General features: G+C 62.9%; 24 protein-coding genes. 4 read left to right on the top strand and 20 right to left on the bottom strand.

Features of this window, described 5'->3' with window-relative positions; genetic code table 11:
• Nucleotides 1-3: 3 nt before the first annotated feature.
• Nucleotides 4-966, top strand: a complete 963-nt coding sequence (locus tag ACZCWR_RS28030; RefSeq protein ID WP_487304928.1) for a LysR family transcriptional regulator — start codon at nucleotides 4-6, stop codon at nucleotides 964-966.
• A 5-nt stretch (nucleotides 967-971) separates the two neighbouring features.
• On the opposite strand, the gene kdgT is transcribed toward ACZCWR_RS28030, so the two are convergent.
• The gene (gene kdgT / locus ACZCWR_RS28025; RefSeq protein ID WP_487304927.1) at nucleotides 972-1,985 is read right to left on the bottom strand and encodes a 2-keto-3-deoxygluconate transporter; all 1,014 of its coding nucleotides are present in this window, start codon (nucleotides 1,983-1,985) and stop codon (nucleotides 972-974) included.
• A gap of 212 nt (nucleotides 1,986-2,197) precedes the next feature.
• On the opposite strand from kdgT, the gene ACZCWR_RS28020 reads away from it, so the two are divergent.
• Nucleotides 2,198-2,521 (top strand): DUF6566 family protein, encoded by a 324-nt coding sequence (locus ACZCWR_RS28020; RefSeq protein ID WP_487304926.1) that lies wholly within the window; start codon nucleotides 2,198-2,200, stop codon nucleotides 2,519-2,521.
• A 14-nt stretch (nucleotides 2,522-2,535) separates the two neighbouring features.
• Here the strand turns inward: ACZCWR_RS28020 and ACZCWR_RS28015 are convergent, their stop codons facing one another.
• Entirely contained in the window at nucleotides 2,536-2,715 is a 180-nt protein-coding gene (locus ACZCWR_RS28015; RefSeq protein ID WP_487306195.1) for a hypothetical protein, read from the bottom strand.
• Between ACZCWR_RS28015 and ACZCWR_RS28010 the strand changes: the two genes are divergently transcribed.
• Nucleotides 2,711-5,500 carry an ATP-dependent Clp protease ATP-binding subunit gene (locus tag ACZCWR_RS28010; RefSeq protein WP_487306172.1) on the top strand — a complete coding sequence of 930 codons (2,790 nt, stop codon included), beginning with the start codon at nucleotides 2,711-2,713 and terminating at the stop codon, nucleotides 5,498-5,500. The two genes, ACZCWR_RS28015 and ACZCWR_RS28010, sit on opposite strands and share 5 nt — an antisense overlap.
• Nucleotides 5,501-5,522: 22 nt before the next feature.
• Nucleotides 5,523-5,906, top strand: a complete 384-nt coding sequence (locus ACZCWR_RS28005) for a TraR/DksA family transcriptional regulator (protein ID WP_487304925.1) — start codon at nucleotides 5,523-5,525, stop codon at nucleotides 5,904-5,906.
• On the opposite strand, the gene ACZCWR_RS28000 is transcribed toward ACZCWR_RS28005, so the two are convergent.
• Genes ACZCWR_RS28000 through ACZCWR_RS27915 form a run of 18 tightly spaced genes read right to left on the bottom strand, consistent with a single transcriptional unit; the run spans nucleotide 5,883 to nucleotide 22,539 of the window.
• Nucleotides 5,883-6,476, bottom strand: a complete 594-nt coding sequence (locus ACZCWR_RS28000; protein WP_487304924.1) for a LysE family translocator — start codon at nucleotides 6,474-6,476, stop codon at nucleotides 5,883-5,885. The two genes, ACZCWR_RS28005 and ACZCWR_RS28000, sit on opposite strands and share 24 nt — an antisense overlap.
• A complete protein-coding gene (locus ACZCWR_RS27995; protein ID WP_487304923.1) occupies nucleotides 6,473-7,735 on the bottom strand; it encodes an NAD(P)/FAD-dependent oxidoreductase in 1,263 nt (420 codons plus the stop codon). Before ACZCWR_RS27995 ends, ACZCWR_RS28000 begins: the two co-directional genes overlap by 4 nt.
• A 48-nt stretch (nucleotides 7,736-7,783) precedes the next feature.
• Nucleotides 7,784-8,233: an excinuclease ABC subunit A gene (locus ACZCWR_RS27990; protein ID WP_487304922.1), complete on the bottom strand. Its 450-nt coding sequence runs from the start codon at nucleotides 8,231-8,233 to the stop codon at nucleotides 7,784-7,786.
• Nucleotides 8,234-8,251: 18 nt separating this feature from the next.
• Entirely contained in the window at nucleotides 8,252-9,451 is a 1,200-nt protein-coding gene (locus tag ACZCWR_RS27985; RefSeq protein WP_487304921.1) for a beta-ketoacyl-[acyl-carrier-protein] synthase family protein, read from the bottom strand.
• Complete coding sequence (locus ACZCWR_RS27980) at nucleotides 9,448-10,674, bottom strand: beta-ketoacyl-ACP synthase (protein WP_487304920.1); 1,227 nt, start codon at nucleotides 10,672-10,674, stop codon at nucleotides 9,448-9,450. The genes ACZCWR_RS27985 and ACZCWR_RS27980 overlap by 4 nt, the downstream gene beginning before the upstream one ends.
• Entirely contained in the window at nucleotides 10,674-11,399 is a 726-nt protein-coding gene (locus ACZCWR_RS27975; RefSeq protein WP_487304919.1) for a 3-ketoacyl-ACP reductase FabG2, read from the bottom strand. Before ACZCWR_RS27975 ends, ACZCWR_RS27980 begins: the two co-directional genes overlap by 1 nt.
• Before the next feature lie 3 nt (nucleotides 11,400-11,402).
• A complete protein-coding gene (locus ACZCWR_RS27970; RefSeq protein WP_487304918.1) occupies nucleotides 11,403-11,861 on the bottom strand; it encodes a hotdog family protein in 459 nt (152 codons plus the stop codon).
• 21 nt (nucleotides 11,862-11,882) lie between these two features.
• On the bottom strand, nucleotides 11,883-13,061 hold the full coding sequence (locus ACZCWR_RS27965) for a beta-ketoacyl-[acyl-carrier-protein] synthase family protein (RefSeq protein WP_487304917.1): 1,179 nt from the start codon (nucleotides 13,059-13,061) through the stop codon (nucleotides 11,883-11,885).
• Nucleotides 13,058-15,454 (bottom strand): MMPL family transporter, encoded by a 2,397-nt coding sequence (locus tag ACZCWR_RS27960; RefSeq protein WP_487304916.1) that lies wholly within the window; start codon nucleotides 15,452-15,454, stop codon nucleotides 13,058-13,060. Before ACZCWR_RS27960 ends, ACZCWR_RS27965 begins: the two co-directional genes overlap by 4 nt.
• Nucleotides 15,451-16,083, bottom strand: coding sequence for a LolA family protein (locus ACZCWR_RS27955; RefSeq protein ID WP_487304915.1), 633 nt, complete (start codon nucleotides 16,081-16,083; stop codon nucleotides 15,451-15,453). The genes ACZCWR_RS27960 and ACZCWR_RS27955 overlap by 4 nt, the downstream gene beginning before the upstream one ends.
• 2 nt (nucleotides 16,084-16,085) lie before the next feature.
• Nucleotides 16,086-16,526, bottom strand: a complete 441-nt coding sequence (locus ACZCWR_RS27950; protein WP_487304914.1) for an acyl-CoA thioesterase — start codon at nucleotides 16,524-16,526, stop codon at nucleotides 16,086-16,088.
• Entirely contained in the window at nucleotides 16,519-18,228 is a 1,710-nt protein-coding gene (locus tag ACZCWR_RS27945; protein WP_487304913.1) for a glycosyltransferase family 2 protein, read from the bottom strand. Before ACZCWR_RS27945 ends, ACZCWR_RS27950 begins: the two co-directional genes overlap by 8 nt.
• Nucleotides 18,225-19,880, bottom strand: a complete 1,656-nt coding sequence (locus ACZCWR_RS27940; protein WP_487304912.1) for an ApeI family dehydratase — start codon at nucleotides 19,878-19,880, stop codon at nucleotides 18,225-18,227. The genes ACZCWR_RS27945 and ACZCWR_RS27940 overlap by 4 nt, the downstream gene beginning before the upstream one ends.
• On the bottom strand, nucleotides 19,877-20,473 hold the full coding sequence (locus tag ACZCWR_RS27935; protein ID WP_487304911.1) for a COG4648 family protein: 597 nt from the start codon (nucleotides 20,471-20,473) through the stop codon (nucleotides 19,877-19,879). Before ACZCWR_RS27935 ends, ACZCWR_RS27940 begins: the two co-directional genes overlap by 4 nt.
• Before the next feature lie 40 nt (nucleotides 20,474-20,513).
• The gene (locus ACZCWR_RS27930) at nucleotides 20,514-20,759 is read right to left on the bottom strand and encodes an acyl carrier protein (RefSeq protein ID WP_487304910.1); all 246 of its coding nucleotides are present in this window, start codon (nucleotides 20,757-20,759) and stop codon (nucleotides 20,514-20,516) included.
• Complete coding sequence (locus tag ACZCWR_RS27925; RefSeq protein ID WP_487304909.1) at nucleotides 20,756-21,046, bottom strand: phosphopantetheine-binding protein; 291 nt, start codon at nucleotides 21,044-21,046, stop codon at nucleotides 20,756-20,758. The genes ACZCWR_RS27930 and ACZCWR_RS27925 overlap by 4 nt, the downstream gene beginning before the upstream one ends.
• Nucleotides 21,021-21,869, bottom strand: coding sequence for a lysophospholipid acyltransferase family protein (locus ACZCWR_RS27920; RefSeq protein ID WP_487304908.1), 849 nt, complete (start codon nucleotides 21,867-21,869; stop codon nucleotides 21,021-21,023). The genes ACZCWR_RS27925 and ACZCWR_RS27920 overlap by 26 nt, the downstream gene beginning before the upstream one ends.
• On the bottom strand, nucleotides 21,856-22,539 hold the full coding sequence (locus ACZCWR_RS27915) for a beta-ketoacyl synthase chain length factor (RefSeq protein ID WP_487304907.1): 684 nt from the start codon (nucleotides 22,537-22,539) through the stop codon (nucleotides 21,856-21,858). The genes ACZCWR_RS27920 and ACZCWR_RS27915 overlap by 14 nt, the downstream gene beginning before the upstream one ends.
• Nucleotides 22,540-22,777 lie beyond the last annotated feature (238 nt).

Raw genomic sequence — 22,777 nt, 5'->3', positions numbered from 1 at the left:
GGAATGCCGCGCGAAGCAGGCTCAACCAAGCACGACGGCCCCGATGCTGTCACGCTGCGCTTCGACCTGATCGAACTGGAGACTTTTTTGGCGGTGGTCGAACTGGGCAGTTTCAGCGCGGCGGCCAAGAAGATGCACGTCTCGCAGCCTTCGGTGACGAACCGCGTGCAGCGGCTGGAATCGCTGCTCAAGACGAAGCTCGTCGAGCGCACCACGCGCCGCGTGATGGCGACGCCCGATGGCGAACAACTCGCCGCGCGCGCACGGGCCACCTTGCGGGGCCTGCGCGAATTACTGTTCGATTTTCAGGCGCGCGCGGCGGCGTCGAGACTGCGCACGGTGATCGCCACCACGCCGATGCTCGCGGCCGTCATCCTGCCGCAACTCATCCAGTCGTTCCGGCAAGTTCATGCGGACATGCAGATACAGGTGCGCGATCTGCAATACGAGGATGTGGTGGAGTGCATCGAAACCGGTCAGGCGGACATGGCCGTGACCGCTTTCGATGGCGATTCGGACAAGGTGCACTTCGAGCCACTCGCGCGCGAGCCGATGCTCGTCGTGCTGCCGAACACGCATCCGCTGGCGAATGCGGGCGAAATCAATCTGGAGCAACTGGCCGACCTTCCGCTCATGCTGCTCGACCGTTACGCGCCCTTGCAGACGCGTCTATCGGCAGCGCTCGCCACGCGCGGGCTGAGGCTCAGCACCTTGCAGCACGCGACCAACGTCGGCACCGTGCTCGGACTCGTGGATGCGGGCCTCGGCGCAACGCTGCTGCCGCGCTACATGGCGCAGCGCTATTCGCTGCAATCGCGGGCCACGCTCGATCTCGTGGATATCGACCTTTCGCGCAATTTCGGCGTGCTGGTGCGCGAGAAGGCGGAACTGAATCTGGCGTCCACCCTGTTTCTCGATCATCTGCGCGAAAGGTTCGCGGGCGTGTTGAGCCCGGACGGCGCTTGAATAAATCAAGCGTGCATGTCGCGTTCGCTGAGCGGCCTGAGTTCTTCGTCCGGCACGGCTTGCGGCACGTCGCGGCGCTGCACCTTGCGCACCCAGATTGCCGTGAGGATCGGCACCAGAATCGCGGTGATGAGGCAAGCCGTCGCGACCATAGCAGTGGCCGCCGGCACGAGCGGCTTGAAGCGCGGAATCATCTCGCCGATGATCGCCGGATTCGCCACCGCCGCGCCCGCCGTGGACGATGCCGCCAGTCCCGCCGCGCCATTCCCGCCCGCAATCCAGCGATCCGCGAGAATCAGCGGAATGCCCGTCACGACGATCACGCCCAAGCCGAGCACGATACCCGGCAAACCGCTCGTCGCGATCACATGCAGGTCGATTCCATTACCCAACGCAAAGCCGAAAAACGGAATCAGCGGATGCACGCAGCGCCCGAAGAACTCGCGTAGTTCGGCATCCAGATTACCGAGCGCGAAGCCGATCAGAAACGGCAGCACCGCGCCCACGAACAAGCGCGGCTCGAAGACCGCCACACCTGTCGCGCCGAGAATGATCATGCTGACGAGCGGGCCGGATTCGATCGACATCAAGACGAACGCGCCCGCTTCTTCGCGCGTGCCGTATTGCTGCATAACTGCGGCATAGAGACCGCCGTTGGTCATGTCCATCGACGTGGTGATGGCGAGCACGGACAGCCCCGCGAACAGGCCCGCTTTCACGCCGTCGATCGGAATGAAATGCGCCGCGACGATGGTCGCGATCCACGCCACCAGCATCTTCGTGACGAGCAGCGTGCCGGACTTGCGCAACACCACGCCGGTTGCGCGCAGATCGATGGTCGCGCCCATGCAGAAGAACCACACGGCGAGAATCGGCACGGTGCCGGTGATCAGCCCGTTGGTGAACGAGCCGAAGAATTTGCCCGCGTTCGGTGCGAACGTATGCACGCATGCGCCGAAAATCAGCGGCACCAGCATGAGGCCGCCCGGCACGCGATCGATCGCCTTCTTGATGTTCATGTCTCCTCCGTGGGCCTTGTGGCCCAATTATTGGGTTCCCTTTCAGGATGCCTGTGTCAGGCATTCGTAGCATCGCACAACTTATAAGACGATGCCCGCCTTGCCCGCGCGATAAGGCGCGATGGCAAACATCGCGGTTGTTGCATAGACTTGGAAAACGCGGGAACGACGCATGGATTGCGTATTTGTCTGACGCTTGCAGGGAGGACTCCATGGAATCTGCCACCGATATCTACGCGGGCTTCGATATCTCCATCGCGACGCGGCGCAACGAACGCGGCGCATGGCTCGCGGACCCGACCGTGAGCCGCGACGGCAAGGCCGTTTTCGACACGTGGCCCGAACCTGTTCAGCCCGAATGGCGCACGCCGGAAGAAGCCATTCGTGATGGCATCGAACGGGCGCGGCGCGTCATCAGACAGCATTTGATACCGGCCGACGATCACTCGTGGGTCACCACGCGCAGCCGCGCGCAGGCGTGGTTCAACAACGAGACGGAGCACTCGTCCGGCGTCACGTTCACGCGCGGCGACTGAGGCTGCGCAGCACATCATGCGCTCGCGTCATTGGCGCGGGCGCGAGCCTCATCCATCGCGGCACGTTCGTGCCCGCATCGCGAAACACGGCTCCATAACAGGCTCAAGGGGAACACGACCGGCGACGACGCGGCCTTGTCGCGCGCGACCGGTTCAACTTCAACCACCCTGAAATCCCGGAGACGATCGATCATGGCGCTCTGCGAAATCTGTCATGCCCGGCCTGCGGTCGCACAAGTGACCGTCGCGCAAAACGGCCAGCGCAAAACGATGTCGATCTGCGAATACGACTATCGCCAATTGATGCGGCATCAAAGCATGGTGAACCCGTTCGACTCGCTGCTCGGCGGCGGCTTGTCGCGTCTGATGGGCGGAATGCCCGGCGCGCATGCTCACGATGACGAAGACGACGACGAAGGCATGGTCGCTTCCGTGCCGCGCGATTCCGTCGATGTCACGGATGCCTTCAGCGAACAAACAATGGAATTGCTGCAACGCGCCGCCGAGAAGGCGCACGAGTTGCAGAAGACCGAACTCGACACAGAGCAAGTGCTCTACGTGCTCGCCGACACCGATGTCGTCCAGGCCTTGTTCAAGGAGATGAAGCTCTCGCCCGACGACATTCGCCGCTATATCGACGAACACGCGCAAAAGGGCAAGGCCAGCGCCGATGCATCCGTCGAGAAGATGACGATCTCGCCGAGGCTCAAGAAGGCGTTTCAATACGCGTTTCAGGCATCGCGCGAACTCGGGCATTCGTATGTCGGACCGGAGCATGTGCTGATCGGGCTGGCGGCGGTGCCGGATTCCATCGCGGGGACGCTGCTTAAAAAGTACGGCGTGACGCCCGAGGCGCTGCGGCAGAAAGTGGTGAAGGTGGTCGGCAAGGGCGCGGAAGATGGCCGTGTCGATACGCCGACGAACACGCCCACGCTCGACAAGTTCGGCCGCGATCTGACGGCGATGGCGCGCGAAGGCAAGCTCGATCCGGTGCTCGGCCGCGCGCAGGAAATCGAAAGCACCATCGAAGTGCTCGCGCGGCGCAAGAAGAACAATCCGGTGCTGATCGGCGAGCCGGGCGTGGGCAAGACGGCTATCGTCGAAGGGCTGGCGCAGCGTATCGTGAACGACGACGTGCCGGAAGATTTGCGCAACAAGCGGCTCGTCGAAATCAACATCAACTCGATGGTCGCGGGCGCGAAGTATCGCGGCGAATTCGAGGAGCGCGCCAAGCAACTGATCGATGAAGTCACCGCGAAGCAGGACGAACTAATCGTTTTCATCGATGAGCTGCATACGATTGTCGGGGCCGGTCAAGGTGGCGGCGAAGGTGGGTTGGATATAGCAAACGTGCTCAAACCTGCGCTTGCACGCGGTGAGCTGAGTCTGATCGGGGCGACCACGCTCAACGAATATCAGAAGTACATCGAAAAAGATGCGGCGCTGGAAAGGCGCTTTCAACCCGTGCTGGTGCCCGAACCAACCGTCGAGCAAACCATCGTGATTCTGCGCGGGCTGCGGGACAAGCTGGAGGCGCATCATCAGGTGACCTTTGCGGATGACGCGTTCGTCGCGGCGGCGGAGTTGTCGGATCGCTACATCACGTCGCGCTATCTGCCGGACAAGGCCATCGATCTGATCGATCAGGCGGCGGCGCGCGTACGTATCCGCTCGAAATCGCGACCGCCGGAGATGCAGGAACTCGAAGCGGAGATCGCGCAGTTGAAGCGCGAGCAGGACTATGCATCGTCGAGAAAGCGTTTTGACGAGGCAAAAGGCTTTGAAGAACGCATCAAGGAGAAGCAGGCCAAACTCGATGAACAGACCGAAGCCTGGCAGCGCAAGACGGGTTCGGAAACGCTGGAAGTGACCGTCGCCTCGGTTGCGGAAGTGGTGTCGCGGCTCACCGGTATTCCGGTCACCGAACTAACACAGGAGGAACGGCAAAAGCTGCTGGAGATGGAAAACAAGCTGCGCGAACGCGTGGTCGGTCAGGATGAAGCCGTGGTCGCCGTCAGCGATGCCGTGCGTCTTTCACGCGCGGGCATGGGTCAGATGAACCGGCCGATTGCCACCTTCCTGTTTCTCGGACCGACCGGCGTGGGCAAGACGGAACTCGCGAAGGCGCTGGCCGAAACCGTGTTCGGCGATGAGCAAGCGGTCATCCGAATCGATATGTCGGAATACATGGAGCGACACGCGGTGGCGCGTTTGATCGGCGCGCCGCCGGGCTATGTCGGCTACGAAGAAGGCGGCCAGCTTACCGAACGCGTGCGGCGCCGCCCTTATTCAGTCATCCTGCTCGATGAAATCGAGAAGGCGCATCCCGATGTCTATAACGTGCTGCTGCAAGTATTCGACGATGGCCGCCTCACCGATGGCAAAGGCCGCGTGGTGGACTTCAGCAATACGATCATCATCGCGACGAGCAATCTGGGTGCGTCCATCATCATGGACAATCTGGAAAAGAGCGACGCGGATCGCGAGCCGGAAAAACAAGTGCGCGCGAAACTCATGGACGTGCTCAAGGGACATTTCAGGCCCGAGTTCTTGAATCGTATCGATGAAATCATCGTGTTTCATGGGCTTTCGCGCGAGAACATCCATGCGATCGTGCAGATTCAGATCGACCGCGTGGTGCGCACGGCGGCGGCGCAGGACATCACGTTGAAAGTCGCACCGACGCTCGTCGATCATCTCGCGGATGTCGGCTATAAGCCAGAGTTCGGCGCGCGCGAACTCAAGCGGCAGATTCGTCAGGAACTCGAAACGAAGCTCGCCAAGGAAATTCTCGGTGACAAGATCAAGTCGGGCGATACCGTCGATGTGGCTTACGACAAAGACAGCGATGAAGTGACTTTGATCAAACCCGAGGCGAAACCGGAGAAGAAAGCCAAGCCGGTCGCCGCGAAAAAGCACGCGTCAAAACTCGTGGAAAACAAGAAAGGCAACGGCAAAGGCGAGCACAGAGCGCGTTGAATTCAACCCTTAGGAGAACACGATGACGAGTCAGCAAAGCGGCCTCTCCGATGCCTTCATCGCGAAACAACGCGAACGTCTTCTGGCGATGCAGCGCGAAGTGCTCGGCGGCGAGGAAGACACCATCGCCACCGGGCGCGAGCAGCAATCGGAACATGGCTTCGAGGCGGAAGAATTCGAGGATGCCGCGCAGACCATGGAACAGGACGTCGCGAATCAGGCCTTGCGCGATGTGAACGATCAGCGGATAGCGGACATTCAGCGCGCGCTCGCGAAGATCGACGATGGCACGTACGGGCTGTCGGATGAAAGCGGCGATCCTATTCCGCAGGCACGGCTGGAAGTGATGCCGGAAGCGATTTACACGGTTGAGGAACAAGCGTCAAAAGAAAACCCTGCGCGATAACGCCAGCGCAAACACGCAAAGCACGAGCGCACCGCCGCGTTGCACGCGCGGCGGCGTAAGCCATGCAAGGTGTCCTTTGCCAAGCGCCGCGCCGCACGCGATCCATAAGAAGCCGATGGGCATGAGCGCAGAGGCAAACACAGCAATCGTGTACACGTAGGCGTGAAAATCGACGAAAGCTGCTGCGGGAAAGATGGTTCCGGCGAACAGCATCGCCTTGGGATTGAGCAAGGTTGCGATGAACAAGCCGCGCATGTTAGCGACGTCATGTGTGCGTTCGTGCGTGCGCCACATGCGCCACGCAAGCATCAGAAGGTACACCGCGCTCGCCACGCGCAACAGAGTCGGCAGCCATGCAAACCGCTCCGACATTCGCACGACGATGCATCCCCACGCCGCAATCGCGACGAGATAGCCGCCAAGCTCGGCCAGCGTCAACGGCGCGGCCCGTCGCATGCCGCGTTGGCATCCCGCAGACGCGAGCAGCGTGTTGGTCGGGCCGGGCGTGACGAGCAACAGGCCGATGCTCAACCACAGCATCCACGCCTGCGATGCGGAGAACGCCATCATTGCGCTTTCGTTGATGATGTAGCGCCTGCACACAGCGCCCACAGCGTATCGAGCCGGCGCGCGGCATCGGCGACGAACGGGTTGCTCTCGTCCCATGCATAGCCCGCCAGCACGGCAGCGATCATGCGGCGCAACGAAGGGCTTTGATCGCGATAGAAGATGATGTCCTGCAAGCGCCCCGAGTACCAGCGCTCGACGAAGGCCCGGAACGTATCGATGCCGCGTCGCAACGGCACATCGAAACGTACGTTCCAGTCCACCTGCTCGCCGCTCAATTGATCGTGCAGCACTTCGGCCGCCATGTGCGCGGAACGCATCGCGATGGTCACGCCGGAAGAAAACACGGGATCGAGGAACTCGCCCGCATTCCCCAGCAACGCATAACCGGGACCATGCAAACGCTCGACGTTCGCCGCATAACCGCCGATATGACGCGTCGGCATGCAAAATTCAGCATTGCCGATCAACGCACCGATGGTCGGCTCGCTGCGGATCAACTCACGCAGGCGTGTCGCGCGTTCGGCTTCGGGCACATCCAGAAACGCGCTCTCGGCCACGCATCCCACGGAGGTCTTGCCTTGCGCGAGCGGAATCATCCAGAACCAGACATCGCGATGTTCGGGATGCACGCCGACCACGATCTTGTCGCGGTCCGTCGCGCCTGCGGGAATGCGGTCGTACACATGCGTGAACAAGGCGCTGCGCACGGGGAAATTCGTCGGTGCTTCGAGTTTCAGCAAGCGCGGCAGCACGCGGCCGAAACCGCTTGCATCGAGCACGAATCGCGCATTCACACGGTAAGGGCGGTCTTGCTCGTCCACTACATCGAGCGTGGGTTGCGTGCCGGTTTGCATCGCGCGGACTTCGTGGCCGAAGCGTACCGTCGCGCCCTGCTGCGCCGCGCAATCGATCAGAATCTGGTCGAAGGCCGCGCGCTCGACCTGATACGTCGTGCCCCAGCCGGGCGTGAATTTGTCGCGGAAATCGTAGGCGGTCGATTCGCCGCCCCGCACGAAACGCGCGCCGTTCTTGAACTGAAAGCCCGCCTGCACGACGGCCTGCAACATGCCCGCCTCTTCCAGATAGGCCATGCTCTGCGGCAACAGACTTTCGCCGATGGAAAAACGCGGAAACGTCTGCCGTTCCAGCACGAGCACGGAATAGCCGCGCTTTCTCAACAACGCTGCCGCCACCGCGCCCGATGGCCCCGCGCCGATCACGGCGACATCCACGGACATATCGTTCATTGCTTCATTCATTGCTTCGGATTCCTTTTGAGCCATCGAGCGCGGCATCGCACCGCGTGCTTATTTCGCGAGTTTCACCAACTCGCCGGTCAGCGTGACGCCCGCTACGACCGCACCGGCGCCGCAGGTGTATTCGGTCGCGCTGGCGCGCGGCTTGTTTTCGTAGTTGCTTTGAATATCGATCACGGCATCCGCGCCGGCGGCTTTCGCCGCAGACTGAAGTTGCAGGACGGCGGAGAGGAACACGTGTTCGCAGGCGTCGTTATCCGAACGGCCGAGGGCATTGGTCTTTTTGATCGTCGAAACGCGGCCGAGCGAGGACGACACCCTTGCGTGCGTCTGCCCCGCGAAATACAGCGGCAAAAGCGGATCGACCTTCTGCGTGCCTTCGCTTCCCTTCAACGCCGCTTCGATCGGATAGAAGCCGATGGAATCGCGCGCCATGACGGGCGCCGTCGTGGTTGCCAGAGCGAGTGCGAGCAGGCTTGCGATCAAGGAGATTTTTTTCATGATGTTTGTTTGTGTTTATCAAGGAGTGGAAGCCTCGAACGCGAGGCACGCGGCCACGCCTCCGAAGCCGAAGGAAATGGATAACGCACGTCGAATGCGTGCTTCACGCGGCGCGGTCACGAGCGGCATGTCGTGCATGGCCGGATCGATCGCGTCGAAACAAGGCGAGCCGCTGATAAAGCCATCGCGCATCATGAGCAGGGTGGCGATGGCATCGAGCGCGCCGCTCGCGCCGAGCGCGTGTCCGGTCAGGCCTTTGATCGACGAGAACGGCGGCATGGCCGCGCCGAAGACATCGCGTAATGCGTGTGCTTCTTCGAGATCGCCGAGCGGCGTGGAAGGCGCGTGCGTGTTGATGTAATCCGGTGCGGTCGATGCCATCGCCTGTTTGATTGCCCGCGCGATGCCTTCCCGTCCGGGCGCGCTCATGTGCGCGGCGTCCGTCGTGTGGCCGTAGCCCGTCACCTCGGCATAGATTCGCGCGCCGCGTGCGAGCGCGTGTTCGCGGTCTTCAAGCACGAGCACGCCCGCGCCCGATCCCATGACGAAGCCATCGCGCGCGGTGTCGTAGGGTCGCGAGGCGCCGCGCGTGGACAACACGCCCATCGCGTTGAACATGATTGCGGTGCCGGTATGCAATTCCTCGCTGCCGCCCGCAAGCATGATGGTCTGCGCGCCACTGCGCACGAGTTGCCATGCCTGTCCAATCGCCAACGCCGATGTACAACACGCGGCAGTCGGCGAATACACCACGCCCTGCATGCCGTGCGCGTGCGCCAGCGCCGCCGAAGCGGTGCTGCCCATCACGCGCGTGACCACATAAGGCCCGATTCGGTCGATGCCGCGCTCACGCATCACAGCAAGCGCGTCGTCGTATTCGCTGATCGCGCCGACGCCCGAGCCGACGATTGCCCCAACATCGGGCGCAGCGATTCGCGCGGCGTCGAGCGCGGCATCCGCGATGGCATCGCGCGCCGCGTGACAGGCGAAGCGTCCCGTATCGCCGACGAAGCGCGCCAGCTTGCGATCGAGCGCAGGCTCATGCTTCACCGACGCACGGCCCGCAACATCACTCGGCAGGCCCATCTCGCGCCACGCCTCGACACGCACGATGCCGCTACGCCCCGCGCGCAACGATTCGGATACCGTATCGATTGTGTTGCCGATGCATGAAACAACGCCCATGCCCGTCACGACGACGCGACGCATGCCCGTCATGCCACGCGCCTGAAAATCAGCGACGTGTTGATGCCGCCGAACGCGAAGTTGTTGCTCATCGCGTATTCCGTGTCGATGGCACGCGGCGCGTCGATGATGTAATCGAGCATCGCGCAGGCGTGATCGATGTTCGTCAGGTTCAGCGTGGGCGCGAAGCGCTGACGGTTCATCATCTCGATGGTCCACCATGCTTCTATCGCGCCGCACGCGCCGAGCGTGTGCCCGACATAGCTCTTGAGCGAACTGATCGGCATGCGCTCGCCCATCACCTGCGCGGTCGCATGACTTTCGGCGATGTCGCCGCGTTCGGTCGCCGTGCCGTGCGCGTTCACATAACCGATTGCAGCGGCATCGAGATGCGCGATATCGAGCGATTGCTGCATGGCGCGGGCCATGGTCGTGGCGTTCGGCTGCGTCATGTGCGCGCCGTCCGCGTTGGTCGCGAAGCCGACGATTTCCGCATGGATATGCGCACCGCGCGCCACGGCGTGATCGTATTCTTCGAGCACGAGTGTCGCCGCGCCTTCGCCGACCACGAGGCCGTCGCGCGCGGCATCGAATGGACGCGGGGTGAGATGCGGCGCATCGTTGTTCGTGCTGGTGGCGTAGAGCGTGTCGAACACGGCGACGGCCGGGCCGGAGAGTTCCTCCGCGCCGCCCGCCAGCATCATGACCTGATGCCCGTGCGCGATGGCTTCCCACGCGTGACCGATTGCCTGACTGCCCGAAGTGCACGCGCTCGATGTGGGGATCACGCGGCCCTTCAAGTCCCAGAACAGCCCCACGTTCACCGCCGTGGTGTGCGGCATCATCTGCACGTAGGAGTTGGAGGTGACGTCCGTCATCGAACCGGTTTCGAGCATGGTGCCGAATGCGCGGATGGGCGCAACCGAACCCGACGACGAACCGTAAGCCACGCCCATGCGGCCATCGGCTATGTCGAGGTCATCGGCGAGGCCGGCGTCCTTCAGCGCGAGTTCGCTGGCGCGCACGGCGTAGAGCGAGACGAGGCCCATCGAACGTGTCTTCTTGCGCGGATAATCCACTGGCGTTTCGAACGCCGGAAGCGGGCATGCGAGCCGCGTATGCAAGGCTTCGAAGAAGTCCCATTGCGGCATGCGCTGCACGGCGTTGCGCCCTGCAAGCAAGTTCGCCTCGATGCTCGCCCAATCGTTGCCGAGCGCCGTCACGCCGCCCATGCCCGTCACTACCACGCGCTTCATCAGACCATCCCTCCGTTCACGCCGATGACCTGCCGCGTCACATACGAAGCCTGATCCGACATCAGAAACGCCACCACCGAAGCCACTTCGTCCGGTTGGCCGACGCGGTTCATCGGCACCGTCTTGAGGATGTGATCGACCGGCACGTCATCGAGCATGTCCGTGTCGATCAGACCCGGCGCTACGCAATTCACGGTGATGCCCCGGCTCGCGAGTTCCACCGCCAGCGCCTTCGATGCACCGATCAGCCCCGCCTTCGCCGCGCTGTAGTTCACCTGTCCACGATTGCCGATGACCCCCGACACCGACGCGATCGTCACAATGCGCCCGCCCGCCTTCGCGCGGACCATCGGCATGGTGAGCGGCTGCACGACGTTGAAGAAGCCGTCCAGCCCGGTTTCGATGACGGCATCCCAGTCTTCACCGGAAAGCGCGGGAAACGCGGCATCGCGCGTCATCCCGGCGCAGCACACCGCGCCGTAATACGCACCGTGCGCGGCGATATCCGCTTCGATCACGGCACGGCACGCGGCGCGTTCGCGTACGTCGAACTGAAGCACATGCGCTTCGCCACCCGCGCGCACGATCTCCGCCGCGACCGCTTCACCTTGCGCACGGCTCGCGCGGCAATGCACGCTCACCGTGAAACCATCCTGAGCCAACTTCAGCGCAATCGCGCGGCCAATGCCGCGATTCGCGCCCGTGACGAGAACACGACGCCCCATGAATCAAAACTCCCCGAGAAATGCCTGAAAATCCGCAGGCTGATAAACCTTGATGACGGCGTGCGCCAGACGCGCGCCATCGATATTCGAAATGCGGCAGTCGTATGCGCCCTGACCATCCGCGCCGCGCAGGATTTGCGTGGCGTCGATATGTAGATGGGCATTGCGTGCGAACGCGGCTACATCGGCCTGATAGCGCTGCGTGCCGAGCAACACGCCCGGACGCGCGACTTCGCCGTCTTGCTGCATGAGCAAGCCGACATGCGCGCCGATGGCCTGCGCCATCAGTTCGACGCCCAGATAGGCGGGCATCGCGCCGTTGTCATCGGCGTACCACGCGGATGAATCGACGTGCGCGCTCACGCACACCGACTCCGGTGCGAACGACACCACGGCGTCGAGCAGGCGCATGGTGCCGCGATGAGGCAGCAAGCTGTCGATGTCGATGTCGGAAATATTCATGTTCGTCTCCGGCGAAGCCATTCAGCCCGCGAGAATCACGCTCGCGTTGCTGCCGCCGAACGCGAAGGAATTGCTCATGGCATACGCGCGGCCGTTCAGATGCCGCACGTTCTCGATGAGATCGAGTGCAGGCAACGACGCATCGGCTTCGCCATCCCACACGTGCAACGGCAGCGCCATGCGCGCGCGTGCATGCGATTCATCGAGCGTCAGCCAGCACAGCGCGAGTTCCACGGCGGCCGCCGCGCCGAGCGTGTGGCCCGTGTACGGCTTGGTGCCGCTCGTCGCGACGCCGGTCGGAAACACACGCGCCATCAGACGCGCTTCCATGTCGTCGTTCTTGACGGTAGCGGTCGCGTGCAGATTCACGTAGCCGACTTCGCGCGCATCGATTCGTGCATCGTGCAGAGCCTGGCGCAAAGCGATTTCGGCGCCCGCGCCTTCGGGATCGGGCGCGGAAATGTGATGCGCATCGCTCGATTCGCCGATGCCCGCAATCGACACCTGCGCCTCGTCGCGCATGAGCAGAAACACCGCCGCGCCTTCGCCAATGTTGATACCCCGGCGATTGCGGCTCATCGGATTCGTGCGGATGCCGCTGGTTGCATCGAGCGAGGCGAAACCGCGAATCGTCATGTCGCAGAGCGTATCGACGCCGCCTGCGATCACGGCATCGCAGAGACCGGTTTGCAGGAGACGCCGCGCGCTTGCGATAGCCTTCGCGCTCGACGTACACGCCGTAGACACCGTATACGCGATGCCCGGCAAGTTCAGCGCGCGGGCCGCGACGGTCGCGGCGGTGCCGATTTCCATTTGCCGGTAATCGAAGGCATCGGGCAATCGGTCATGCGAAGCGCGATGCCTGAGTGCAGCCTCCGCTTCCGCGATCCCCGACGTGCTCGTGCCAATGACAACACCGATACGCGCTGCGCCATACCGTTCGCGCGCATGCTCGATGGCAGGGCGAATCTGATCGAGCGCGGCGAGCAGCAGGCGATTGTTGCGGCAATCCCATGCGGCGAGTTCTTCCGGCAGCGGACGATCCAACGCGCGCGTCACGCGACCGACAAAGCCGCGCGATGGCTCGTGACCGAGACCGGGCGCATGGCCCGCTGCCAGCGCGTGCGCCACTTCGTCCGTATCGTTGCCGAGCGCGTTGAGCATGCCCACCGCGTGTATGTAGACGCGAGATGCGCTCATCGCGATTCCTTCGGATTGCTGATCGATGCGCCATGCAGGCCCATCGGCGCAAGCAAAGCCGACAACGCGATGCCCGCCGACAGCGTGATGCCGAAGCTGCGCAGCGCGGGCATCGACGTGAAAGCAAGCATGCCGAACGAAAGCAAAGCGGTGAGTGCCGACAGCAACACGCCGGTCCATACCGCGCCGCCCTGCGATTGCGCGCGCCCGGCGATGCCTTCGCGCAGAAACACCGCGCAGTTCGATCCCACGCACAGCACGAGCATCAAGGCGAGCCAGTTGAACAGATTCAACGGCATGCGTGCGTAGCCGAATACGGCGAGCGCTACGCCTGCCGCCAGCGTCACGGGCGCGGATGCAGCAAGCGCCGCTCGCCATCCGTAACGCCAGGCGAGCGAGGCGAACACGGCGAGCACCGCCGCCGCGAGCCACAGACTCGCGCCCTCGCGGTATCGGCCGAACATGGCGGAGACGCGCGCGGCTTCATCGACGAAGGTCACGCCGGGGAGTTGCGGTGCGATCTTACGAAGGTCGTCGAGCGCGTTGTCGTTCGCGCCGAGCGGCAGCACAATGGCGGCGAAACGGCCTTCCGGCACGCGGCCTAGCCAAAGGTGACGATAAGGCGCGCTCAAGGGCGAGGCGAGCCACGTTTGAATCGTGAGCGGCGGGTGAATGGCGCGGTTTGCATCGACGTAGGCATGCGCCACGGTCTCGCGAAAGCCCGCTTTGATGAGACTTGTGGTTACCGTCGCTTCATTGCCCGATGCGCGTTCGTTCAGCAAACGCGCATCGTCGTTCTGCGTGTGAGCAGACGGAACGAATGCGGTGACGGATTGCACGGATTTGATGCGCTCATTCTCGATGAGCGGATCCAGCCGCGTCACGAGCGCTTCGGACCGCTGAAGAACGGCTTCGGCATCGTCGCCTTGCACGAGAAAGAATTGCGAGCCGCCGTCGAAACTCATCGCGGTGCGGATGGCTTGCTCTTGTTGGGCGAGTGACGCATCGCGCCGGATCAGGAGATGGATGTCGTCATCGCTCGTCAGATGCAGCCAGCCCGGCACCGATGCCACGACGATCGCGCACGCGACGAACACGCCGCGCCGGCCTGCGAGCGCGCGACGCCATGCATCGAGCAAGCGCCCCGCACGTTCGAACAATTGCGACGGAATGCGCTTCGGCGGACGGCGCAACAGCGCTGGCAACAACGTCAGCACCGATGCACAAGCCGCGCCCAGTCCGACGATGGCGAAGCACGCGATCTGTTCGAGCGCGGGAAACGGCGCGGTCGCGAGCAGCGCGTAACCGAACAGGCTCGTGCCGAGCGCGATCATCAACCCGCCGCGCACGTTGCGCACGCCGCGCGCGGGGGTCCAGTCGCGGCCCAAAGCCAGATGCGCGACGAAGTATTGGATCGAGTAATCGACGGCCTCGCCGATGAGGCTTGCGCCAAAAACGAGCGTCAAGAGATGCAGCTTGCCGAATATCGCGAGCGTCACCGCCAGTGCGCACAGCACGCCGATGGCGGTCGAGAGAAAACCGAGCGCGATGAGCGTCGCGGAACGGAACACGCACAACATCAACAGTGCGATGCCCAGCACGGAAACTGCGCCGATGACATGCACCTGACCTTCGGCTTCGAGACGCGCGGCATCGGCGTAAAACACTGCGCCGGTGCGCTGCATGCTTACGCCGGGATAGTCGCGGTTCACGCGTGCTTCCGCGCGACGGACCGCGAGACGAACCGCGCGTTGCGTCGAGGCTTCATACGCGGATGCCGCAAGCTGCGCGGTCACGAAGACGCTCGTCTCGCCGCCGTGACGTGCGACGAGCATGTTGTCATCGACCGAAAGATCACCCTGGCTGAACGGGAGGTCGGCGAGGAAGCGTTGTAGCCACCCGAAAGGATCGGCTTCGAGCGATGTCGAGAGGCCGGCTTGCATCGGCATGTTCAGGCGACGTGCAAGCAAATCGTCGAGCGAAGGCGCGTGAGCGGTCAGCGCGCGGCGGTCGTCGGCGCTCAAGAGACCGAAGCGATATGGCTGATAGAAACGCGTGACTGAAGATGGATCGAACGCGGGTAAATCGGCGATGACGTATTTGAACGCGTCGTCCTTCGCCAACTCTGTGCGTAACGCGCGGGCCGCCGCGCGGGCGCGCGATACATCGGCGCTGCTTAGCGCAAAGAACGCCTTGTCGCCCATGACGTGAGCGACTTGCTCCACTGCGCGGCGCGCGACGGGATCGTTGCCGCTCGCGGGCAGCAGTGCGAGCAGGTCCGTCTGCAAGGGTGACGGGCCGAGAAAGCGGCACGCATCATATGCGCCTGCGGCCAGTACGATGACAAGCCATAGCCCGATGCGGACCATGCGCGAGGCGAACAAGCGCTTCATCGATTTGTCTCGAACATGGCGCGTTCGTCGTCGGACAAACGGTCGAGACGCGTGACAGCACTGAGTTCGATCACGGTGACATCGCCATTCGCGGCCGTCAGTCTCAAACGATCCACATGCGCGCCGCCTTCGATACGCACCTCGCTTACCGCCTGCGCGATCTGCGGCTGAACCGGCGTGAGTCGCAGCGTCCATTGCGCAGGCGTGCCGCTCGCATCCACGCGAAACTGTGTGTAGAGCATCGAGAGATCGCCGTTTGCGAGCGAGCGCATCATCGCGGCGGCTTGTGCGGATGCCGCGCCGGATTTGCGGCGATTGCGCATGGAAGCGTCCGCATCCAATTGCACGATGCCCTTCTCGCCGATCACATAGGTCTCGCGATACGGCTCCGTCACGCGCCAGACGATGCCCCGATCCGGCGCCACGATCATGTCGCCACGGCTGACGATGGGCGCTTTCATCGCGGCAAGCGTGCTGGTCTGCGTGAAGCGCGCGCGCAGACCATCGTTGCGCGCGATGGTCGCGGCGATCGTGCGAACGAGCTGATCGTCCGGCAGCGCGGCATGCGTGCGAAGGGCGGCGGCGCACGACGACACGCCCGCAAGTAGCATAAATTGACGACGGTTCATCTTCATCTCGATGCGAATCGCGCGGCCGCGACTTTTTCGAATACTACGGATGGCGAAACATATTGCGTCTCCCCGCTCGATGCCTCCACCGCGACCTGCACGGTGAAGCCCTTCACGAGCACTTCACCGCTGGGCTCGTCCATCACGCGATAGCCGATCTTCAAGCGGTTTTCATGCTCGATCAGCGATGCCTCGACCACGAGCCGTTGACCATAACGAGCGGGACGCACGAACTTGAGCCGGCAATCGACGATAGGCCACACGTAGCCCGATGCCTGCATGCACCCGTAGTCGTAATCGATCGAGCGCAGCAATGCGGCGCGGCCGAACTCGAAGTACTTGAGGTAGTTGCCATGCCAGCACACGTTCATCGAATCGACATCGTGGAACGGGACTTCCACGGTGGCGCGCGCGGACAGCGTGCTTGGGAGAAGATCACTCATCGGTGAAGGCTTCCTGTGCCTTTGAAACGATCTCGGGGCGTTGCCAGAAATCGAAGAAGTTGAACCATTGCAAGGGCGCCTTGCGGCAGAAATGTTCGAGGCGCGCGGCATAGCGCATGGCATGTCCGGCGATGGCCTGCTCACGCTCCATGCGCGGCAACGTGATACGCGTGGCGAAGCGCTCGAAGTACACGCGATGGCGTTCGCCTTCCCGCAGGCAGAACATCAGATAGACGGGGCATTTCAGCAAATGCGCGAGCAGATACGGACCCTGCGCGAAACGCGCGGGCAAACCGAGAAACGGCGCTTCGACCGTGCGGTTCGAGTCGCCCACCGGCACGCGATCGCCGACGATCACGAGCATTTCACCTGCATCGATACGCTGCTTGAGGAGGATCGCCGTGTCCGGTCCGATATCGCCGATTTCGAGCATGCCGCGATGAAACGTCGCGTTGGCACCCTTGAGCGTGGTGTTGAAGCGCCGCGCATTCGACGTATGCACGACCGCCGTGATGCGCGCGTTGGCATTGAGCGTCGCGAGCGCGCGAATCATTTCGAGGTTGCCCAGATGTGCACCGACGATCAGCGCGCCCTGCCCGTTTGCGATGGCTTCCTCATAGGCCTCGCGTCCTTCTATCTCGATTGCATGACGCGGAATCTGGCCGCTCCATGCCGCGAGCTTGTCCAGCCCCGAACGCGCGAACGAAAGCAGATGCCGGAAAGACGTGAGCCAACCCGGCTTGGGGACGTGCGTGTCGCCGGATGTGCGTGCAAGGCGCGACAGATAACCTGCCGAGGCATCGCGCGCGGCGCGGCTCGTGAGGCAGAAGTAAGCGACGATCGGATAGAGCAGCAGGCTTGTAAATCGCACGCCGAACCATCGGCACGACAGCGCCAGCGTGCGCATGCCCAACGCGCTGCCACGTTCCGACGCGCGCCACCACGCAACCGTCGGTGTGCACGCGCGGAACTTACGTGCGAGCAACATCGGCAAACGCAACAGCATGCCGACGAACAAGCGCGTATGCATGGCGCTGATGCGCACGTTGTCGCGCCAGACATCGAAGTGCGACACGCCATCGCGCGCGTACGTCACGCGCGTGGGAATCGACACCATGCGCACGCCGCGCCAGTGCAGGCGGACGAGAATTTCGGTATCGAAGTCCATGCGCGTGCCGATCTTCACGCGATCGATCAGCGCGCAACTCGATGCGAGCGGATAGAGCCGAAAGCCGCACATCGAATCGCGGATGTCCAAGGACAACGTTTCGATCCACACCCACACGTGCGTGGCATAACGGCCGTAGAAGCGTGCGCGCGGAACGGTGTCGTCGTAGACGGGACAGCCGAGAATGACCGCTTCCGGTGCGGCTTGGGCTTGTTCGACGAAGCGCGGGATGTCATCGGGATCGTGCTGACCGTCCGCGTCGATTTGCAATGCATGCGTATAGCCCGTGCGATGCGCCGCGCGCAGACCCGCCATCACCGCCGCGCCCTTGCCGCTGTTCTGTTGCAAGCGCAGCAGGCTTACGTGAGGGCGATGCCGCGCTTCGAGTTGCGTAAGCGCATCGCGAGTGAAGTCATCGCTGCCATCATCGACGAGCAGCACGGGCAGACCGTGCTGCAAAATACCTTCGAGCGTGATGGCAATTTGCCGGCCATGATTGAAGACCGGAATCACGATGCAGGGTTTGAACGTCATGCGCTGACCTCGGCATAGTCGATCACGCCGGATGCACACGGCCGCCCGCCAACGCGATATTCGAAGCGCACGCGCGAGCGCGCGGCTTCGTGCTGGAGCGTGAGCGTCATGAGTGCGCCGGGGCGTACCGGCTGGAGGAACTTGAGGCGTTCGATCGACGTCATCGATGCGTCGCCCATGAAATGACGCGCGGCCAGACGCATGGCCCAATCGATCTGCACGACGCCCGGCAAAATCGGCATACCTGGAAAATGTCCGGCGAAATGCACGAGCGATGCGGGCACGTGTAAATCGAAGACGGCCTCGTCGCGTTCGGCGATTTCCGCGTAGATGTCGGGTAGTTGGTTATCCGAATCGAATTCTCTTGCGAGCGCTTCGGACGGCAGCTTGCCGCGATCGTCGAACGGCAGCGCCGAGCGGAAACGCCACAAACGTGGCATGACCGGAACGTGGCCCGCGAGATGGTGTACGAGTTGCGCCGTCACGGTGCGGCGTCCGCTGTCGCGCCACGCGCGTTTTCCTTCTTCAGACAGCACGATGACCGCGCCCACGCGATCTCTTGCACGTCCTTTCGCGAGCAGCACGGCCGCCGCGCCAGCCACATACGGATGACTCGCCATCCGCGCTTCCAGTTCCGCCAGCGACACGCGCGCGCCATCGACCTTGACGATACGATCCATCCGCCCGAGCAGATGGAAGCGTCCGTCGGCATCGAATCGCACGCGATCCGGCGTTGCGTATTCCTGCGCCTGACCAGCGATGACAACGTTGAGCGCGCCCTGTTCATCCGCGCGCGCTTCGATGCCTGGCAGCAAGGTCCAGGCATCGTGTTCGTCATGACGGCGCGAGGCCAACGCACCGGTTTCTGTGCTGCCGAAGATTTCGTCCGGCGCGAAGCCGAACGTCTTGGTGTAGATGCCCGCGTGTTGCGCGTCGAGCGGACTGCCCGCACACATCACCGACACGGGACGCATGGCGTCGAAATTATCGAGCATCGGCCAGCGGATGAGTTGCGCGGGCGTCGCCACGATGGCGCATGCACCGAGCGTTCGCATGCGCGCCGCAAGTTCATCAGGACGGCCGTGACGCATGCGATCGAACGCGCGTCCGGCGGCGAGCGGCCACAGGATCTGGAAAATCAGACCGAAGAAATGCTGATGCGGCACACAACCGAGCACGACAGACGAACCCAGGCGCACGCCCCACTTCGTTTCGAGCATGCCTGTTTCGGTATCCACATCATGTAGATGCTTGACGATGGCTTTCGGCGTACCGCTGGTGCCCGACGTATAAAGCACGAAACGCGCATCGGAGGCGAGTCGCGGCATCAGTGTGGCGGGTGCGTCATGTTCGAACGCAGTCAGACTGTCGAGCGCGATATCGAACGAAGCTGCAATCGATGCGAGATGGCCGGGCGTCGCGTTGGCGGGAATCACCGGCAGTTTGCTCGCCGCGAGCAATGCGAAGAACGCGCACGCGAAGTCGTACGAATCCGTCAGGCAAAGCGCGTAACGTGTTGCTTGCATCGACGAGAATCGTGACGCGAGCGTCGCCACGCGCGACTGAAATTGCGACAGGCGTATGACCGTATCGCCGTCGATGCAAACCGGACGGTCGCCGGGCGCATTCAAAAGATCGCGAAGGCTCATCATGCTGCTTTTCCGTTGCCCGATGGCTCGACAAAGCACGCACGAAACAGCCATTCGCCCACGATCAACAACCCCGCCATTCCATATCCGATGACGCCGTTATAAAGCGCCCAGATCTCGCCCGAACACAGCAGCGCCGTGCACGCGGACCCGATCGCGTTCAACACGAAAAACGCGCACCACACCATGGTCACGCGACGCGTGTATTTCACCGCGTCCGACGAAAGATGCGTCTCCCGAATGCGCGCGAAACGCTCGATCATGCTCGGCGGTCGAACGAGCGTCGCCATGAACGATGCGAACAGGCCGATATTGACCAGCACCGGATAACACCGCAGCGCGAGTTCGCTGTTGGTCACCGAGATTGCCGCAGACGCCACGCTCAACGCGAGCACGATGCAGCCATCGAGCGCGGACAGTTTGCGCAGCATCGCGCCGACGGTGCCGACGCGCAGCCAGCGCTGCAACCACAGGATGACAAGCATCGCGATTCCGCCGATGCGCGCCTCGCCCGCGTACCATGCGCCAAGCATCGCCAACGGACCGGCGAGCGTCAGCACGAAGCCCGCGCAACGGGCGAACTTTGTGTGAGTCATCGCGGACGCGCCGCTGCGGCTGTCTTGCATGTCGAATGACTCAGGAATTCAGCAGCGATTTCACGGCCGCGACGACATCGGCAACCGTGCGCACGGTCCTGAACTCTTCCGGTTTGATTCGGCGTCCTGTCATTTCCTGCAGCTTGATCGCGAGGTCCACAGCATCGATGCTGTCGAGATCCAGTTCTTCGAAAAGATGCGTGTTCAGTTCGACCCGCGCCGGATCGATACCGAAGCTCTCCGAGAAGATCGCGCGCATGCGCTCGAGAATTTCCTGATCGGTCATGCCTGTGCTCCGGTTTCTTGCTTGCGTGCATCGCGCTGACTCGTGACGAAAGCCGCGAGCGTGTCGATCGAACGGAAATGCTCGCGCGTGTTCGTGTCGTTGGCCGAGAGCGTCAGACCGTAATGCGTTTGCAGGATGATGCCGATTTCCAGCGCATCGATGGAATCGAGACCGACGCCGTCCGTTGAAAAAAGCGGCGCGTCGTCGGGAATATCGGCGGGCGTCATCCCTTCGAGATCGAGCGCGTCGATCATCAACTGTTTAAGTTCGAGCTTGAGTGAATCCATGTTCGTGAAGATGTCGTGAAATATGACTGCGCATGCCATCGGCAAGCGCGCGTGCGGCCACGGCGGGCGGTGCGTGACGGTCGATGAAACGGCGTTCGTCCACCGTCGAGAGCACCGTCACGCGAAAGCGGAACGGCCGCGGCGGTACGTGATACCAGCGCCGTTCACGGGTGAAGACGGGCGGATCGCAATCGAGCAGGACAGGCACGATGGAAGCGCCCGCTTGCTGATCTTCGGTCAACGCACGCCGCGACAGCGCGATGTGCGCAAAGCCGCGCGAAAAGAGATGCAGCCCGCCCGACGACGGACTGCGCGTGCCTTCGGGAAACACGATGAGCGAAAAGCCCTCGCGCAAACGCGCGGCGCTGGTTTCGACGAGCTTCACGGGATCGGCGTTGCTTACATAACCGGCAGCGCGCACGATGCCCATGAAACACGGATTGCGCCAGTGCGCGTGCTTGACCACGCAGCAGGCGCGCGGAATCAGCGCGAGCAGGATCATCACATCGAGCCAGGTCGGATGATTGGCGATGACGATCGCCCCGCGCGACGCCTCCCGCAACTCGCCGTTCAGTTCGAGACGCATGACGCCGAGCATGCGCAGCAGCGCGACCAGCACGCGAAAATACGCATGCACGATGCACGCAACCGCATGCCGTGCCGAACCCCGATGCGGCCACGCGAGCGCCAGCGGAAACAGCGCGAGCGAAAAGAACACGCCGGAGATCGCGAAGAACAGGAAGACGAGACCCGTGGCGCACCAGCGCCATGCGAGACCGAGCTTCGTGCTTCCGAGCGCGGCGATACGGTCAGTGCGCGGCATCGCGTGATCGCCAGTGCCATTGCTGGCCGTTGCACGCAGCCGGTTTCTTGCTCGACAGGACATGCTGTAAAGCGTGGGCTTGCGTGGGGAATTGCTCTGTCGCGGGTGTTTGTGTTTCGCAGTCGAGCCAGCCCGTGCATCGGTCGGTGTCGATCAATAACGCGAGGGCTTCGGGCGCGTGGATGTCGTCATCGACGGGACCATAGAGAGAGGGCACCGGTTCGTCGCCATGCACCACGAGCACGGGCGAGCCCGGATCGCTCATGTGCTGCGCGTAGGCTTCGAGCAAAGCAAAGCCGAGCGAATTCGGTCCCGCCGAAATGGCCGTGGCCGCCGAGCGGTCGCCGCGCACGATGCCGAGCACGCCGGTCATCGCGTTGAGAACGGAAAGGCTGAATGCGGTCGGCGAGACCGGCGTCGTGCCGCACAGGGCCTGCAATACCTCGGTCGTGCGACACAACTCGCCATGCCTCGATGAGAACACCACGCGCACGGCGGGTCTTTCATGCAGACATTCCAGCGCCACGGCAAGCGTGCTGCGGGACAAGGTGCCCAGACGTCGGCGCATGAGCGGATCGATTGCCGCCAGGCTGCCTGTGCCCGCTGCATCGCTGGCGGGCGCGGCCCAACCGGCGATGGGAATGGAGTAAGGCACGGGAGACTTGGACATCGAAAATCGCTTGCGTCGAATCGGCTTGGCAGAGAAGAGCGCGAATCTTACGGCTCGATCGCCGATGCATTGACGAAATGCTTCGATTTCCGACGAATTGAATCAAACGCAAATTATTTTTTACGTTCGCTTAGTCAGCGCGCGGGTGTTCGCGGAATCGTCCGTAGCGAGCGTGCAACGTTGCACGCACATGCGGAAGGTCGCGCGATGACCGACAAAAAAACGGCCCCGGAAGAAC

Source organism: Caballeronia sp. A2-2 (assembly GCF_057612605.2).
The sequence above is the reverse complement of the archived record's forward strand: the minus strand, read 5'-3'. Positions and strand labels throughout refer to the sequence as shown.

Bases quoted from the DNA above. Each gene is read 5' to 3' on its own strand.
- ACZCWR_RS27990 (WP_487304922.1), bottom strand. From the start codon at position 8,233: ATGAAAAAAATCTCCTTGATCGCAAGCCTGCTCGCACTCGCTCTGGCA.
- ACZCWR_RS27980 (WP_487304920.1), bottom strand. From the start codon at position 10,674: ATGAAGCGCGTGGTAGTGACGGGCATGGGCGGCGTGACGGCGCTCGGC.
- ACZCWR_RS28020 (WP_487304926.1), top strand. From the start codon at position 2,198: ATGGAATCTGCCACCGATATCTACGCGGGCTTCGATATCTCCATCGCG.
- ACZCWR_RS27940 (WP_487304912.1), bottom strand. From the start codon at position 19,880: ATGATGAGCCTTCGCGATCTTTTGAATGCGCCCGGCGACCGTCCGGTT.
- ACZCWR_RS28030 (WP_487304928.1), top strand. From the start codon at position 4: ATGCCGCGCGAAGCAGGCTCAACCAAGCACGACGGCCCCGATGCTGTC.
- ACZCWR_RS27970 (WP_487304918.1), bottom strand. From the start codon at position 11,861: ATGAATATTTCCGACATCGACATCGACAGCTTGCTGCCTCATCGCGGC.
- ACZCWR_RS28005 (WP_487304925.1), top strand. From the start codon at position 5,523: ATGACGAGTCAGCAAAGCGGCCTCTCCGATGCCTTCATCGCGAAACAA.
- ACZCWR_RS27950 (WP_487304914.1), bottom strand. From the start codon at position 16,526: ATGAGTGATCTTCTCCCAAGCACGCTGTCCGCGCGCGCCACCGTGGAA.
- ACZCWR_RS28000 (WP_487304924.1), bottom strand. From the start codon at position 6,476: ATGATGGCGTTCTCCGCATCGCAGGCGTGGATGCTGTGGTTGAGCATC.
- ACZCWR_RS27985 (WP_487304921.1), bottom strand. From the start codon at position 9,451: ATGACGGGCATGCGTCGCGTCGTCGTGACGGGCATGGGCGTTGTTTCA.
- kdgT (WP_487304927.1), bottom strand. From the start codon at position 1,985: ATGAACATCAAGAAGGCGATCGATCGCGTGCCGGGCGGCCTCATGCTG.
- ACZCWR_RS27995 (WP_487304923.1), bottom strand. From the start codon at position 7,735: ATGAATGAAGCAATGAACGATATGTCCGTGGATGTCGCCGTGATCGGC.
- ACZCWR_RS27915 (WP_487304907.1), bottom strand. From the start codon at position 22,539: ATGTCCAAGTCTCCCGTGCCTTACTCCATTCCCATCGCCGGTTGGGCC.
- ACZCWR_RS27920 (WP_487304908.1), bottom strand. From the start codon at position 21,869: ATGCCGCGCACTGACCGTATCGCCGCGCTCGGAAGCACGAAGCTCGGT.
- ACZCWR_RS28015 (WP_487306195.1), bottom strand. From the start codon at position 2,715: ATGATCGATCGTCTCCGGGATTTCAGGGTGGTTGAAGTTGAACCGGTC.
- ACZCWR_RS27975 (WP_487304919.1), bottom strand. From the start codon at position 11,399: ATGGGGCGTCGTGTTCTCGTCACGGGCGCGAATCGCGGCATTGGCCGC.
- ACZCWR_RS27955 (WP_487304915.1), bottom strand. From the start codon at position 16,083: ATGAACCGTCGTCAATTTATGCTACTTGCGGGCGTGTCGTCGTGCGCC.
- ACZCWR_RS27925 (WP_487304909.1), bottom strand. From the start codon at position 21,046: ATGGATTCACTCAAGCTCGAACTTAAACAGTTGATGATCGACGCGCTC.
- ACZCWR_RS27960 (WP_487304916.1), bottom strand. From the start codon at position 15,454: ATGAAGCGCTTGTTCGCCTCGCGCATGGTCCGCATCGGGCTATGGCTT.
- ACZCWR_RS27935 (WP_487304911.1), bottom strand. From the start codon at position 20,473: ATGACTCACACAAAGTTCGCCCGTTGCGCGGGCTTCGTGCTGACGCTC.
- ACZCWR_RS27965 (WP_487304917.1), bottom strand. From the start codon at position 13,061: ATGAGCGCATCTCGCGTCTACATACACGCGGTGGGCATGCTCAACGCG.
- ACZCWR_RS27945 (WP_487304913.1), bottom strand. From the start codon at position 18,228: ATGACGTTCAAACCCTGCATCGTGATTCCGGTCTTCAATCATGGCCGG.
- ACZCWR_RS27930 (WP_487304910.1), bottom strand. From the start codon at position 20,759: ATGACCGATCAGGAAATTCTCGAGCGCATGCGCGCGATCTTCTCGGAG.